The following is a 14,265-nucleotide window of genomic DNA, read 5'->3' on the forward strand; positions in this document are numbered from 1 at the left end:
CGGGAGCGGGGTCAGGTGATCGCGTCCGCCAGGGCCTGCGCGAGGCGCACGTTGGCCCGGTGTCCGCTGCGGTGGGCCGTGACGTCGAGGTGCGCCGGAGGAATCCCGGTCAGGTACAGGTCGCCGATGAGGTCGAGCATCTTGTGCCGGACCGGTTCGTCGGGAAAGCGCACCGGGCCCTCGTAGGTCTGTGCGCCGATGACCACCACGCTGTCGGGGCCGAGACCGCGGCCCAGCCGGTGGGCGCGGGCGGCGGGGATCTCCTCGGCGAGGACGAGGGTGCGGGCGGGCGCGATGTGATCGGGGTGGTCGTCGGGGAGCCGCACCGTGAGGGACTGGGCGCCGAGCGGGTGGCCCTCCAGGTGGTAGACGCACGTCCACCGGCCGGTCCCGGCGCACGCCTCGACGTACGTGGCTCCGTGCGCGTAGCTGACGGGGTGCCGTAGCCGCGGGGCGGGCGCGGCCGCGAGGGGGCGCAGCCCGGTGGCCCGCAGGGCCCGGACGTAGGGCAGGGCGCTGCCGTCCAGGCCGGGCAGTTCGGATGCGGTGACGCTGATCTCCAAGTCGGTGATCTGTACGCAGGCGAGAGCGCTCATGAGGTGCTCGACGGTGGAGACCGGCCCCAGGCGGGTGCAGCGGCTGGTGCCGGTCACGTTGGCCGGGACGGCGGGAACGCGCTCGCCCCGGTAGTGGAAGGCGATGCCGTCGCCGCCGGGGCGCATGGTCACGGTGACGGGCTCTCCGCTGTGCAGGCCGAGACCGCGCAGGGTCAGGGGTGCGCGCAGGGTGTTCCGGTTCACCGCGGCGGGCCGGGTTCGCCGGACGGTCCGTGGGGCCGGGCGTCGCGCGCCGCGACCAGGCGTTCCAGGCGTTCCAGCCGACGCAGGAGGTCGGGCAGCCGGGGCTGGACGGCCTCGACGCGCAGTTGCTGGGCCAGCGGGCGCGCGGGGTAGCCCCGGTAGACGCCGGCGTCGCGGACGTCACGGGTGACACACGCCCCGGCGCCCAGGCTCACGTCGGCGGCGATGTCCACGTGGTCGCCCGCCATGCTTCCTCCGCCCATGACCGAGCGGCGGCCCAGTACCGAGCTGCCGCCGATGCCGGACATGGGCACCATCATCGCGTGCTCGTGGATGCGGACGTTGTGGCCCACCTGGGCCAGGTTGCCGATCTTGGCGCCGCGTCCGATGTCGGTGACGCCGCTGGTGGCACGCTCGACCGAGGCCAGGGCGCGGATCTCGGCGTCGTCGCCGATGTTCACCTCGCCGACGTGGGGCACGCGGCGCCAGCCCTCTTCGCCGCGGCGGAAGCCGAACCCTTCCACGCCGACGACGGCGCCCGGGTGCACCGAGCAGCGTTCCCCGAGCCGTACGTCACGGCACAGCACGGCGTGCGGGTGCAGCACGCTGTCGGCGCCGATCCGGCAGTTCTCGCCGACGTAGCAGAAGGGCAGCACGCGTACGCGCGGGCCGAGGACGGCGCCGGCTTCCACCACGGTGTAGGCGCCGATGTCCGCGGAGGGGTCCACGACGGCCCGGGGGTCGACCACGGCGGTGGGGTGCACACCGTCGGCCAGGGGCATCGGGCGGTCCAGCTCCGCCAGCAGCACGCCGAAGGCCGCCCGTGGATCGTCGACGTGGATGGTGGGCTTGCCGGGACTCGCCAGGCCGGGCGGCAGCAGCAGCGCCCCCACCTTGGTGGCCCGTTTCAGGTAGGACTTCGCCTCGCAGAAGGCGATGCCGTGGGGGTCGTCGGCCTCGGCGGGCACCGGGCGGACGCGCAGGCCGGGGTCACCGGTGAGCCGGCCGTCGAAGCGGTGTGCCAGCTCGGCGAGCGTCCAGGTCGTCACGGCTTCCTCCCGGTGAGCCGCGCACGGCGCGCGAAGTCCGCGATGCCGCGCTGCGAGGCCGTGGCGTGGAAGGCGAGCAGGTGCCGCACCAGCTCGCTGGCGCCTTCCCCGGGCTCCGTCTCGCCGCGCTGCAGGGCCAGGAACACCCGGCGCAGGGCCATCTGCTCGCCGGCGGGGATGCCGCGGCGGCGCAGGCCCACCATGTTGACCTGCCAGTGCACCCCGGGTGATCCGTCGAGCACGGTGAACGGCAGGACGTCCCGGGTGACCTTGGTGAGCGCGCCGATCATCGCGAGCCGTCCGATGCGGCAGAACTGGTGGACGGCCACGGCGCCGCCGATGACGGCCTCGTCCTCCACGGCGACATGTCCGCCGAGCGCCGCGCCCTGGCTGACGGTCACCCGGTCCCCGAGGCGGCAGTCGTGGGCGATGTGCGCACCGCCCATGACGAGGCAGTCGCGCCCCACGCGGGTGGGGGTCGAGCTGGTCGAGCGGTGGATGGTCGCGCCCTCGCGGATCGCGGTGCCCGCCCCGATCTCGACACCGGTGGTCACCCACGGGTTGAACTTCAGATCCTGCGGGTCGCCCCCCACCACCGCGTGCACACCGATCGTGGCTCCCGGGCCCACGGACGCCGAACCGTGGACGACCGCGTGGGACTGGAGGCGGACGCCGTCCCCGAGCCGGGCTCCGGCTTCGACGACCGCGTACGGGCCGACGCAGACCGACGCACCCAATATGGCTTCGGAGGAGACGATCGCCGTAGGGTGGATATCCATCGCTCAGGTTCTCCCCGTCGAAGCAAAAGACCAATTCCGTCAGGCCATGTAGCGTAACCGAAGTTATCCGCGGCATTCGCCGCCCGCTGGGCCGAAGGAGTGAACATGGGGCCGCGCACGCGACCGGTGACGGAAGCCGACCGGAACCGGGCGATGCTGGTGGCGAGTTTCCTCCGGATGCGGCACGAGCCCCGCCCGGCGGATGTCGTCGTCGGCCTGGGAAGCGTCGGTGTGCGCACCGCGGCCACCTGCGCCGGGCTGTACCACGCCGGACTCGCTCCCCTCCTGGTGTTCAGCGGCGCGAACAACCCGTACACCGCGCGCCTGTTCCCCCGGGGAGAAGCGGTTCACTACCGTGACCACGCGGTCTCCCTCGGCGTTCCCGCACGCGACATCCTGGTCGAGCCGCAGGCCGCCAACACGGCGGAGAACATCCGGCTGACCCGGAAACTCCTGCGTGACGCGGAAATCGAGCCGGCCACCGTACTCCTGGTGTCCTGGTTACCGCTACGCCCTTATGCCACGGCCCGCGCATTGTGGCCGGACGCGGAGTTCTTGTGCGTACCCAATCCGTTCACTCTTTCGGAATTCACTCACGCGGGCATCCATGAGGATATTATGATTAATGTGCTCGTAGGTGAGCTGCGGAGAATTCAGGACTACGCGGAACGCGGCCACATCGAACCGCAGCGGATTCCGCCCGGCGTCCGGGCGGCGTTCTCGGAACTGATCGAATCCGGGTACGACGGCCGAGCGCGGATTCCCTCCCCCGCGGGGTGACACCACGGACGGGGCGGGTGGTGGCCGTTTCCGTGCGTGCGGTGGGGGTACGCTGACGCTTCAGGTTTCGCATTCCCGCCGGTACATCGGTCGCAGAGCGATGGCGGCGGGGGCAGGAGGCCAGGCACGATGGCCATGCATCACGGCAACACACAGCCCTCCGGGATCACGGACGCCGTCTCCACGTCCTCCGTGGCCGGTGCGCCGTGCTGGGTCAGTCTGACCAGCCACGATCTCGAGGCGGCCCAGCGCTTCTACGGCGCCGTCCTCGGCTGGCGCTGGCGCCCGGCCGGGGCGGGCGACCACTTCCGTATCGCGCTGGTGGACTCGGTGCCGGTCGCCGGGATCGCCGTGCTGCCCGCGCTGCGCCAGACGGGGGTGGCCTGGACGCCGTACTTCGCCGTCCCCGACGCCGACCAGGCCGCGGCACGGGCCCGGGAGCGCGGCGGCACGGCGGGCGTCGGCCCGCTGCGGCTGCCGCCGGGACGGGTGGCGCTCCTGTCCGACCGGCACGGAGCCACCTTCGCCATCTGGGAGGGGGAGCTGTTCAGCCGCTGGGAGGCCTGGCGGCGGGCGGCCCCGATCTGCCTCACCCTGCACACCCGCGACGCCTTCGACGCCGCCATGTTCTACGGCGGTGTCCTCGACTGGGCCTCGGACCGCCCCGGCACCTGCGAGGTCGAGTACGAGGCCGACGAGGTGCTGCTGCGCGGCCGGGGCCTCGTCGTCGCGCGCATCGAGTCGGGCGAGTCGGACACGGCCCCCGACCCCTCGGTACGGCCGCACTGGCAGGTCTCCTTCCCGGTGGCCGACGTGCCGGCGTGCGCGCGGGCCGCGGAGCGGCACGGCGGCAGCGTCCTGGAGGAGAGCGAGCACGAGGCTGTTCTGCGCGACCCCGACGGCGCCCGGTTCGCCGTGACGTCGAGGCCGGCGGATCGCCCCGGAAACCACCCGTAAAGTCTGTATTTCTTGACAAGTCGGGCCGGGGACCTTATCCAGGCTCTGACGAGAGGTGTCTGCTCCGGGTCTGGGACTCAGATGGAGGAGAAGGCCATGGCACGCGCAGTGGGAATCGACCTGGGCACGACGAACTCGGTGGTCTCGGTCCTGGAGGGTGGCGAGCCCACGGTCGTCACCAACACGGAGGGGGCGCGGACCACCCCGTCGGTGGTGGCCTTCGCCAAGAACGGCGAGGTGCTGGTCGGCGAGGTCGCCAAGCGCCAGGCCGTCACCAACGTGGAGCGCACCGTGCGCTCGGTCAAGCGGCACATGGGGGACACACAGTGGCGGTTCCCCGAGCAGGGCGACATCGACGGCAAGCGGTACACCGCTCAGGAGATCTCCGCGCGGGTGCTGCAGAAGCTGAAGCGGGACGCGGAGGCGTACCTCGGCGAGGACGTCACGGACGCGGTGATCACCGTACCGGCGTACTTCAACGACTCCCAGCGCACCGCGACCAAGGAGGCCGGCGAGATCGCCGGGCTGAAGGTGCTGCGGATCATCAACGAGCCCACGTCCGCCGCCCTGGCCTACGGCCTGGACAAGGAGAACGAGCAGACGGTCCTCGTCTTCGACCTGGGCGGCGGCACGTTCGACGTGTCGCTGCTGGAGATCGGCGACGGCGTGGTCGAGGTCAAGGCCACCAACGGCGACACGCGTCTCGGCGGTGACGACTGGGACCAGCGGATCGTGGACCACCTGGTCCAGCGGTTCAAGAACCACCACGGCGTCGATCTGGCCAAGGACAAGATGGCCGTGCAGCGGCTGCGGGAGGCGTCGGAGCGGGCGAAGATCGAGCTGTCGTCGTCCTCGGAGACGACGATCAACCTGCCGTACATCACGGCGTCCGCCGAGGGCCCGCTGCACCTGGACGAGAAGCTCACCCGCGCCCAGTTCGAGCAGTTGACCGGTGATCTGCTGGAGCGGTGCAAGGGCCCGTTCCACAACGCGGTCAAGGACGCCGGGATCAAGGTGTCGGACATCGACCACGTCATCCTGGTCGGCGGCTCCACGCGGATGCCGGCGGTGACCGGGCTGGTGCGGGAGCTGACCGGCAAGGACCCGCACAAGGGCGTCAACCCGGACGAGGTCGTGGCCGTCGGCGCGGCCCTGCAGGGCGGTGTGCTCAAGGGCGAGGTCAAGGACGTCCTGCTGCTCGACGTCACCCCGCTGTCCCTCGGCATCGAGACCAAGGGCGGCATCATGACCAGGCTGATCGAGCGCAACACCACGATCCCGACCAAGCGCTCGGAGATCTTCACCACGGCCGAGGACAACCAGCCGTCGGTGCAGATCCAGGTCTTCCAGGGCGAGCGCGAGATCGCGGCGTACAACAAGAAGCTCGGCATGTTCGAGCTGACCGGTCTGCCGCCGGCGCCGCGCGGCGTCCCGCAGATCGAGGTCTCCTTCGACATCGACGCCAACGGCATCATGCACGTCACGGCGAAGGACCTCGGCACCGGCAGGGAGCAGAAGATGACCGTCACCGGCGGCTCCTCGCTGGCCAAGGACGAGATCGACCGCATGATGCGGGACGCGGAGCAGTACGCCGAGGAGGACCGGCGGCGCCGCGAGACCGCCGAGACCCGCAACCGCGCCGAGCAGGTGGCGTACCAGACCGAGAGGCTGCTGGCCGACACCGCCGACGACACCGACAAGGTCGCCGCCGACGTCAGGGGCGAGGTCGAGGCCGCTCTGGCGGAGCTGAAGCAGGCGCTGAAGACGGAGTCGGCGGATTCCGCGTCCCTGCGGGAGGCGACGGACAAGGTCACCGCGGCGGCCCAGAAGGTGGGCACCGCCCTGTACGCGCAGGCGCGGCAGGACCAGGACCAGGGCGCGCAGGCGGCCGACGGTGACGCGGGCGGCGGCGCGTCCGGTGCGGGCGGGCCGGACGAGGACGTGGTCGACGCGGAGATCGTCGACGAGGACAAGCGGCAGGACGGTGCCGGATGACCCGGCCGAGCGGCACCGGCCGCCGTGACGGCCCGGCGCTGTCGGTCGTCGGCGGCACCCGGCGGCCGGAGGCGGGGACCAGCCTGGAGCCCCGCCGCCGCGGCGATGTCGAGCCCGCCCGGCGGGCGGCGGCCCCGGCCGCGGACGAGGCCGACCTCCTGCGCGCGCGGCTGCGGGAGTGCGCGGCGGACCTGCGGCGGGTGCGGACGGAGTACGACCACTACCGCGGACGGGTCGGCCGTGACCGGCTGGCGGTGCGCGAGATAGCCGTGGCCAACGTGCTCACCGGTCTCCTGCCCGTCCTCGACGCCATCGACCGGGCCCGCGGGCAGGGCGAGGTCACCGGCGGCTTCCGCCGGGTGGCCGAGGTCCTGGAGAAGGAACTGGCGGCGCTGGGGCTGCGGTCGTTCGGTACGGCGGGCGAGCCGTTCGACCCCGTCCGGCACGAGGCGGTCTCCTGCACCCGCTCCGCGCACGTCGACCGGCCCACCTGCGCCGTCGTCCTGCGCCCCGGCTACCGGGTCGGGGACCAGCTTCTGCGGCCGGCTCAGGTCGAGGTCGCCGATCCGGAGACCGGGCGGTAGCCGCGCGGGGCGGCCGACGGTGGTCCGGCGTCGACGCCACCGACCGCGACCGGGACCCGGGGGCAGCGGATTCCGCCTCCCGCGCCCGCCCGGGCCGAGCGGGGTGGCGCGTGTGCGTGCCCGGCGCCCGGGTACCCGGGCGCTCGTCGCAGCTCCGCCGCGCCGACGAGAGGAGCCGAAGGTGAGCAGTCCAGCGGGCAGCAGGGTGGTCGTGACCGGCGCCACGGGCAATGTCGGGACCAGTGTGGTGCGCCTGCTCTCGGAGGATCCCGGGGTCGAGTCGGTACGCGGGCTGGCCCGGCGGACGCCCGAGTGGTCGCCGCCCAAGACCGAGTGGGCGGCCGTCGACCTGGGATCCGACGAGGAGAACCTCGCCGAACGGTTCGAGGGCGCCGACGCCGTGATCCATCTGGCCTGGGCGTTCCAGCCGACGCACGATCCGGTGAAGACCTGGCGGACCAATGTGCTGGGTGGCATCCGGGTGTTCGAGGCGGTCGCCGCGGCCCGGGTGCCGGTGCTGGTGCACGCCTCGTCCGTCGGCGCGTACTCGCCGGGGCCGAAGGACCGCGCGGTGGACGAGTCCTGGCCGACGCATGGCTGGCCGGACGCCGCGTACTGCCGGGAGAAGGCCTATCTGGAGCGCACGCTGGACGTGTTCGAGCGCGACCACACCGAGGTACGGGTGGTGCGCATGCGCCCGGCGTTCCTGTTCAAGTGGCAGTCGGCGAGCGAGCAGCGGCGGATCTTCGGCGGGCGGTTCCTGCCCGGCCCGCTGGCCCGGCCGGACCTGCTGCCGTTCCTCCCGGACATCCCCGGCCTGCGGGTGCAGGCGCTGCACACCGACGACGCGGCCGAGGCCTACCGGCTCGCCGTGCGCTCGGACAACGCCCGGGGTCCGTTCAATCTGGCCGCCGATCCCCCGCTGGACGCCGCCGTCCTCGCCGGGCTGCTGGGCTCCCGGCCGGTCCGGCTGCCGCGTACGGCGGCCCGCTCGGCGATCGCCGCGGCCTGGGGGCTGCACCTGCTGCCCGCCTCCCCGCACCTGTTCGACGCCGTGCTGCGGCTGCCGCTGATGGACTGCGCGCGGGCCCGTACCGAACTGGGCTGGCAGCCCCGGCGTACGGCGACCGAGGTGATCCAGGAGTTCCTGGAGGGCCTGCGGCAGGGCGGCGGGATGGAGACCGAACCGATGCGGGGGCGGAAGGTCGGCTGACACCGGCCCCCGAGCCGACGGAGGAGTGGGAACACGATGGCAGCTGTACGGGAATCAGGACCCGGCGACGGCGAGCGGCCGGTGCCCCGGGACATGCCGGACCAGCAGGCCGGTGCCCGGGAGGACCGCTGGGACGTCGACCCGGGCCGGCCGGCCCGCGACGAGCGGGACGAGCACGCCGGCGACCAGGCCACCGCGCCGGACACGGACGAGGCCGGCACCGGTCCCCGGGGCGCGCCCCGGTCGGGCACGGTGCACCCGGAACACCCCGGCCCGGACGAGCCGCCGGCCTGAGACCCCTCGCGCGCCGAACCGGACGGGCCGTGCCGGCGGGCATGGTCCGCTCCGGGCCGTGGGGAGGCGCGGATGACGCGCGGTCGGGGTCCGTTGTGCCGACGGACCCCGCCCCGTCCCGGCGTACCGCGAAGCCCCGGCCGGCGCGTTGCCTCAGTGCGGGGCCCGTTCCTGGAGGGCCGTGTGCCACGGGGGGAGAGGGCTCTGCGTGATCGGTTCGGGGCGGCGGCCGCCGCTGGCGAAGAAGTCGGCCAGGGGCAGGATCGCCGCGCCGACGGTGACCGCGTCCGGGCCGAGCCGGCCGAGGTCGATGGTCACCTGGTCGGCCGGGTGACGCAGGGCGTACGTCGCCGCGTGCCGGCGCACGGCGGGCAGGAAGCGCGTGCCGAGCTGGAGACCGGCCCAGCCGCCGATGAGGATCCGCTCGGGCTGGAAGAGGTTGATCAGGTCGGACAGGCCGGCGCCGAGGTACTCGGCGGTCTCCTCCAGGACGGCCAGCGCGACCGGGTCCGGCGCGGTGCCCTCGGGCGGGTACGCGGCGGCGAGCATCGCGGTGAGCGCGGTCTCCTCGTCCGTGTCCCCGGGCGGCCGGCCGCCCTCCTCGCGCCAGCGGGCGAGCAGCGACTCCGCGCCGGCGTACGCCTCCAGGCAGCCGGGGGCGCCGCAGCGGCAGCGCCGGCCGCGCACCCGTACCGTGAGGTGGCCCCACTCCACCGCTCGCCCGTGTTCCACCTCGGGGGTGACCAGGCAGGCGCCGACACCGGAGCCGAAGAGGACGACGACGGCGTTGCGGGCGCCGCGCCCCGCGCCGAACCACATCTCGGCCTGACCGAGGGTCTTGGCGCCGTTGTCGATGAGATACGGCACCCCGTCGGGGAGGGGGGAGGCGGAGCGCAGCAGCCGCTCCAGCGGGACCGCGTCCCAGCCGATGGTCTGGCCGTGGACGACGGCGCCCTGGTCGGGGGTGTGCTCGACGATGCCCGGGACGCCGACGCCGACGCCGAGCAGCCGCTCGGGGGCGGCCCGTTCGGCGGTGAGGACCTCGGCGACGCCGTCGCGGATGTGGCCGGCGATGACCTCGACGTCGTAGCCCTGCGGGGTCAGCGGCCGTTCCACCCGGGCCAGTTCGGTCAGCGCGAGGTCGAACAGCTCCACGCGTACGCGGGTCTCGCCGACGTCGACGCCGATCATCTGTCCGCTGTGCGGGGCGACGCGCAGCAGGGTGCGGGGCCGGCCGCCGTCGGAGTCGACGCTGCCGGCCTCCTCGACCAGGCCGTCCGCGATCAGGTCGGCGACCACGTTGCTGACCGAGCCGGAGCTGAGTCCGGTGGCCGGTCCCAGCTCGAAGCGGCTGAGGGGGCCGTCGAAGTACAGTCGCTGGAGCACCGCCGTACGGTTGCCTCGTCTCAGGTCGCGTACCGTGCGCCCGTTGCGCCCCGCCATATGGCTCCCTTCACGAACCGTGCCCGACCTGCAACATACCCCTTCGGGCAGCGGGGCGCGACATTAACCCACGCCTTAGTTCATGCTGTGAGCTAAGCGGAGGGCCGGATGCCGTCCGGTGCGGCGGCGACTTCCGGCCCGGCGGAGGCGAGCGGGAACCGACCGGGCGGGGACCCGGAGCCGGCGCGGCCCCGGGTCCCCGCCGCGGCCCCGGCTCACCCGGCCGCGTACACGTCCTCCACGTAACGCCCCTCCGCCACCAGGGAGTCGAGCCAGCGTGCGGCCGCCGCCGGGTCGGCGCCGGGGGTGTGCGCGCGGTACAGGGCACGGAAGGCGTCGCGGACGCCGGGGGCCATGCGGGCGCCGTCGCCGCACACGTACACCCGCGCGCCGGCGGTCAGCAGCCGCCACACCTCGTCGGCCTCGGCGGCGATGCGGTGCTGGACGAAGGCGGCGCCGTCGACGGGGGCGGCGCTGAAGGCCGGGCGCAGCGAGAGGGCGCCGGCCCGTTCGGCGGCCCGCAGCTCGTCGGCGTGCAGGTAGTCGGCGTCGGGGGCGTCGCAGCCGAAGTACAGCAGCGCGGGCGGGAGTTGCGCGCCGGTGCGGAGCGCGGCCAGGCGGTCGGCGACGGCACCCCGGAACGGCGCGAGACCGGTTCCGGCGGCGACCATCACCACGGGTGCCGAGCCGTCGATCCGGAACGCCTCGCGGCAGGGCTGGACACGGGCGTACACGGTGTCGCCGGGCCGCAGGGCGGCGAGGTGACCTGAACCCGTGCCCCGGTAGCGGCCCTTGCCGGAGCGTGCCGGGGCGTCGAGCACGGACACCATGAGGTCGGCGTGGCGGGCGTCGGCCGTGGGCGCGGAGGAGATGGAGTAGTGGCGGGGGCGCAGCGGGGTCAGCAGGTCGAGCAGGTGCGGCCAGTCGAGGGCGCCACGCAGCGCGGGGTGGTCCTCGGCCAGTTCGACCAGGGTGCGCGGGTCGTCGCCGGTCAGGGCGGCGAGGGCGGCGCGCTCGGGCGGGCAGGGGTTGGCCCCGGCGAGCAGCGCCCGCTGCCGGTCCGTCGGCCGCTCCTGCAACTCCACGTGGTGCGTGAGGAGTTCGCGTACCGTCAGCGGACGGTCCACGGCGATGCCTCCCCCACGCCCGGCTTCGCTCGCGCGGCGCGGCCGAGCACTCCGGATGTCCAGGACCGTGTCGGCGTCGAGGCCGAACGCGGCGACCGCCCGGTCCACCAGTTCCGGGGCGTTGGCGGGCAGCACGGTCAGGTGGTCGGCGGTGCGGTAGGTGACACCCTCGGGCAGGGCGATGCGCAGGAACCGCTTGACGCGGGGGTGGCCGGGCGCGGTGAGGTCGTGGGCCTCGGTGACCGTCATCGGGACCAGGCCGTGCCGTTCGGCGAGGGCGTCCAGCGGGCCGCCGGTCAGGGTGCGCACCGTGTAGGCGTGGGCGGGCTCGTCCGGGGTGCCGGGCTCGGCCTCCGGGTCGCCGTACCCGGTGAGCAGCGCGGTGCGCAGGCGGTCCGTGAACTCCCGTACGGTGCCGGCGAGGTCGCCGGAGGCGTCGGCGGCGGCGCGTCCGGTGAGCCGGGTGGCGCCGAGTTCGGCGAGGCGGGCGTCGATGCGGGTGGGGACCTGCTGGTAGGTGGCGGCCCAGTTGCGGTCGCCGACGCCGAGGACGGCGTAGGTCACGCCGGTCAGGTCGGGGTCGCCGTCGAGCCAGGCGGCGAAGGCGGTGGCGTCGTCGGTGGGGCGGCCGTTGTAGGAGGCGGCGGCGACGATCACGGGCCGGTCGGTGGGCAGGCCGTCCGCGTAGGCGTCCAGCGCGGCGACCTCGGTGGCGCAGCCGACGGCGGCGGCCTCGTCGGCGAGCCGGGCGGCGAAGTCGCGGCAGGTGCCGTAGTTGCTGCCGTGCAGGAACAGGGCGCGGGTGCCGGGACGGACCCGGGCCGGGAGGGCGTCCGGGGCCGGGGTGTCCCGGGCCGGCGCGGGCGCGGTGCCGGGCAGCGGGGCGTGCGCGCGGTCGGCGGCGGTGCGCGGGGTGAGCGTGAGGGTGAGGCCCTCGGGCTTGAGGGTGAGCGTCTCCTTCACGGTGAGCCGGTAGCCGGCGTGGTCGTGCAGCCGGTAGCGGTGGACCAGCAGGGCGAGCAGCATGGTCGCCTCGTGCAGTGCGAACTGCCGTCCGATGCAGGCGCGTTCACCGGTGCCGAACGGCTTGAAGGCGTGCACCGGGCGGGCCGCCTCGGCACCCGGGGTGAACCGTTCGGGGTCGAACAGCTCGGGGTTGTCGCCCCATACGGGCTGGCGGTGCAGCATCGGTGACAGGACGGTGACGGCCTGGCCGGCGCGCAGCGGGATCTTGCCGCCGAGCAGGGTGTCCTCGCGGGCGTGCCGGCTGAACGCGGCGGCCGTCGGCCACAGCCGCAGCGCCTCGTTGAGCACCTGGCGGGTGTAGGTGAGCCGGCCGATGTCGTCGTACGTCGGTTCGGGGTCGGGGGCGCTGCCCCACAGCGCGTCGGCCTCGCGCTGGACGAGGCGGAGCACGGCGGGGTGCTTGGCGAGGTAGTACAGGGCGAAGGACATCGCGCCGGAGGTGGTCTCGTGCCCGGCGATCAGGAAGGTGATGACCTGGTTGCGGATGTTGGCCGGGTCCAGGGTGGTGCCGTCGGCGGGGTGCGGGGCGGAGAGCATCAGCCCGAGCAGGTCCTCGGCGCCGCTCTGGTCGGTGCCGGTGCGGGCGGCGATGACGTCGTCCACGACCCGGGCGAGGTAGTCGGCGTCCGCCCGGAAGGCGGCGTCGGCGGCCGAGTGGTCGCGGCCCGGGGTGCGGGCGAGGCGGGTCATGCTCCACTCCAGGCAGCGGACCATCGACTCGACGAAGGGGTGCGGCTCGGCGCGTTCGAAGGAGCCGAAGTCGTAGTCGAAGCCGGCCAGTCCGATGGTGTCGAGCGTCATGCGGGTCATGTCGTCGGGCACGTCGACGGGCCGGCCGGCCCGGGCCGCCCGGTCCCAGGAGTCGATGAGCCGCCGGGCCACCTTCAGCATCACCGGGTGGTAGGTGCGCATCGAGCCGAGCGCGAAGGCGGGCATCAGGATGTCGTGCGCCTTGGCCCAGTTGGGCTCGTCGTTGTACGCCGTGAACAGGCCGTCGGCGGCGAACTCGCGCACGTTCTCCAGGGCGGGTCCGACGTGCTTGGCGAACCGCTCCTCGTCGGCCAGGTCGGCGACCAGGTCCGCGTCGGCGACGAACAGAGCCTCCCGGCCGTGCAGCCGGCGCACCAGCACCGGGCCGTGCTCCCGCATCAGCTCCATCACCTGCTGGACGGGGGTCCGGCCGGGGCCGGTGGCGGAGATGTCGACGACGGGCACGCCGGGCAGGGCTGCGGCGGGCCGGGGGTGCGGTGCGGTGGGGGGCATGACGCGACAACTGCCTTTCGCGGTAGCGGACTCCTGCGCTCCAGGGTGCTCGACGCGCGGCCCGGACCCGCGCCACGGCCCTACACGATCGTGTAGGGGAAAGTCGGCGGCGGCACTTGCGCCACCCGCGCGCATCCGCCGCCCGGAGCGGGCTGCGGCCGGTCGCCGAGCGGCCGGAAAGGCCGCGCCCGCCGAGGCCCGGGTTGCCGCTGACCTGCCTCTTCCTCTTTGATGGGCGGGCGGCCGGCGGACCGGGAGGTGCGATGGAGGCGGGACGGGCCGACGCGGTGACGTGGCGCAACCGCGCGCTGCTGGTGTTCGACCGCGTGTCGGTGCCGGTGGCGGTGTGCGATGTGTACGGCCGGGTGGTGCTGGCGAACCCGGCGATGGCCACGGAGTGCGGTACGACCCCGGGCCGGCTGCGCGGCCGGCAGGTGCTGGAGCTGTTCCGGCCGCAGGAGGCCGGCCAGGTGGAGCGGATCGCCGAGGCGCTGCGGCTGCGGCACCGGTCCCGCTATCAGGTGTCGGTGTGCTGGCGGGCGCCCGGCGGGGCGGAGCGGTACGGGGAGCTGACCGCGGATCCGGTGAGCGACAGCGCGGAGGAGACTCCGGCGCTGCTGGTGATGCTGCGCGTGCTGGGCGAGCGGCCGGCGCCCGGTCCGGAGCCGGTGCCCACCACCGAGGTGGAACGGCGGGTGCTGGCGCTGCTGGCCGGCGGTGCGACCACCGCCCGTGCCGCCCGTGAGCTGGGTCTCAGCAGGGACGGCATCACCTATCACCTGCGGCGGCTGTCGGCGCGCTGGGGCGCCGCCAACCGCACCGAACTGGTCGCCCGCGCCTATGCCTTGGGCGTGCTGCTGCCGGGGGTGTGGCCCCCGCGGGCGCGGTCCGACGAGGCCGATCAGCCCTAACGGAAAACCATTGGCCCTCCCCTGTGAGGCTACATACGATAGCC

12 protein-coding genes are annotated in these 14,265 nt (G+C 74.1%); 7 read left to right on the forward strand and 5 right to left on the reverse strand.

Annotation, left to right across the window (positions count from 1 at the left end; genetic code table 11):
• Window positions 1-11: 11 nt before the first annotated feature.
• From ACZ4W9_RS00310 to lpxA, 3 genes are read right to left on the reverse strand one after another with little or no spacing between them, the layout of a single operon-like run.
• Window positions 12-800: a UDP-3-O-acyl-N-acetylglucosamine deacetylase gene (locus ACZ4W9_RS00310; RefSeq protein ID WP_467932135.1), complete on the reverse strand. Its 789-nt coding sequence runs from the start codon at window positions 798-800 to the stop codon at window positions 12-14.
• A complete protein-coding gene (locus ACZ4W9_RS00315) occupies window positions 797-1,849 on the reverse strand; it encodes a UDP-3-O-(3-hydroxymyristoyl)glucosamine N-acyltransferase (protein WP_467932137.1) in 1,053 nt (350 codons plus the stop codon). The genes ACZ4W9_RS00310 and ACZ4W9_RS00315 overlap by 4 nt, the downstream gene beginning before the upstream one ends.
• Complete coding sequence (gene lpxA / locus ACZ4W9_RS00320; protein WP_467932139.1) at window positions 1,846-2,628, reverse strand: acyl-ACP--UDP-N-acetylglucosamine O-acyltransferase; 783 nt, start codon at window positions 2,626-2,628, stop codon at window positions 1,846-1,848. Before lpxA ends, ACZ4W9_RS00315 begins: the two co-directional genes overlap by 4 nt.
• Window positions 2,629-2,733: 105 nt before the next feature.
• Between lpxA and ACZ4W9_RS00325 the strand changes: the two genes are divergently transcribed.
• The 6 genes from ACZ4W9_RS00325 to ACZ4W9_RS00350 all read left to right on the forward strand — a co-directional run bounded on the left by ACZ4W9_RS00325 (window position 2,734) and on the right by ACZ4W9_RS00350 (window position 8,451).
• Window positions 2,734-3,408, forward strand: a complete 675-nt coding sequence (locus tag ACZ4W9_RS00325; RefSeq protein ID WP_467932140.1) for a YdcF family protein — start codon at window positions 2,734-2,736, stop codon at window positions 3,406-3,408.
• A gap of 135 nt (window positions 3,409-3,543) precedes the next feature.
• Window positions 3,544-4,365 (forward strand): VOC family protein, encoded by an 822-nt coding sequence (locus ACZ4W9_RS00330; protein ID WP_467932416.1) that lies wholly within the window; start codon window positions 3,544-3,546, stop codon window positions 4,363-4,365.
• A 96-nt stretch (window positions 4,366-4,461) separates the two neighbouring features.
• The gene (gene dnaK, locus ACZ4W9_RS00335; protein ID WP_467932141.1) at window positions 4,462-6,360 is read left to right on the forward strand and encodes a molecular chaperone DnaK; all 1,899 of its coding nucleotides are present in this window, start codon (window positions 4,462-4,464) and stop codon (window positions 6,358-6,360) included.
• On the forward strand, window positions 6,357-6,944 hold the full coding sequence (gene grpE / locus ACZ4W9_RS00340) for a nucleotide exchange factor GrpE (protein ID WP_467932143.1): 588 nt from the start codon (window positions 6,357-6,359) through the stop codon (window positions 6,942-6,944). The genes dnaK and grpE overlap by 4 nt, the downstream gene beginning before the upstream one ends.
• A gap of 181 nt (window positions 6,945-7,125) precedes the next feature.
• Window positions 7,126-8,157, forward strand: a complete 1,032-nt coding sequence (locus tag ACZ4W9_RS00345; protein ID WP_467932144.1) for an SDR family oxidoreductase — start codon at window positions 7,126-7,128, stop codon at window positions 8,155-8,157.
• 36 nt (window positions 8,158-8,193) lie between these two features.
• Window positions 8,194-8,451 (forward strand): hypothetical protein, encoded by a 258-nt coding sequence (locus tag ACZ4W9_RS00350; RefSeq protein ID WP_467932145.1) that lies wholly within the window; start codon window positions 8,194-8,196, stop codon window positions 8,449-8,451.
• 153 nt (window positions 8,452-8,604) lie between these two features.
• Here ACZ4W9_RS00350 and ACZ4W9_RS00355 read toward each other — a convergent pair whose 3' ends face one another.
• Window positions 8,605-9,894: an ROK family protein gene (locus tag ACZ4W9_RS00355; RefSeq protein WP_467932147.1), complete on the reverse strand. Its 1,290-nt coding sequence runs from the start codon at window positions 9,892-9,894 to the stop codon at window positions 8,605-8,607.
• Window positions 9,895-10,109: 215 nt separating this feature from the next.
• Window positions 10,110-13,310 (reverse strand): bifunctional cytochrome P450/NADPH--P450 reductase, encoded by a 3,201-nt coding sequence (locus ACZ4W9_RS00360; protein WP_467932148.1) that lies wholly within the window; start codon window positions 13,308-13,310, stop codon window positions 10,110-10,112.
• 263 nt (window positions 13,311-13,573) lie between these two features.
• On the opposite strand from ACZ4W9_RS00360, the gene ACZ4W9_RS00365 reads away from it, so the two are divergent.
• A complete protein-coding gene (locus ACZ4W9_RS00365) occupies window positions 13,574-14,221 on the forward strand; it encodes a PAS domain-containing protein (RefSeq protein WP_467932149.1) in 648 nt (215 codons plus the stop codon).
• The last annotated feature ends 44 nt before the right edge of the window (window positions 14,222-14,265 follow it).

Source organism: Streptomyces sp. NPDC029296 (assembly GCF_055569255.1).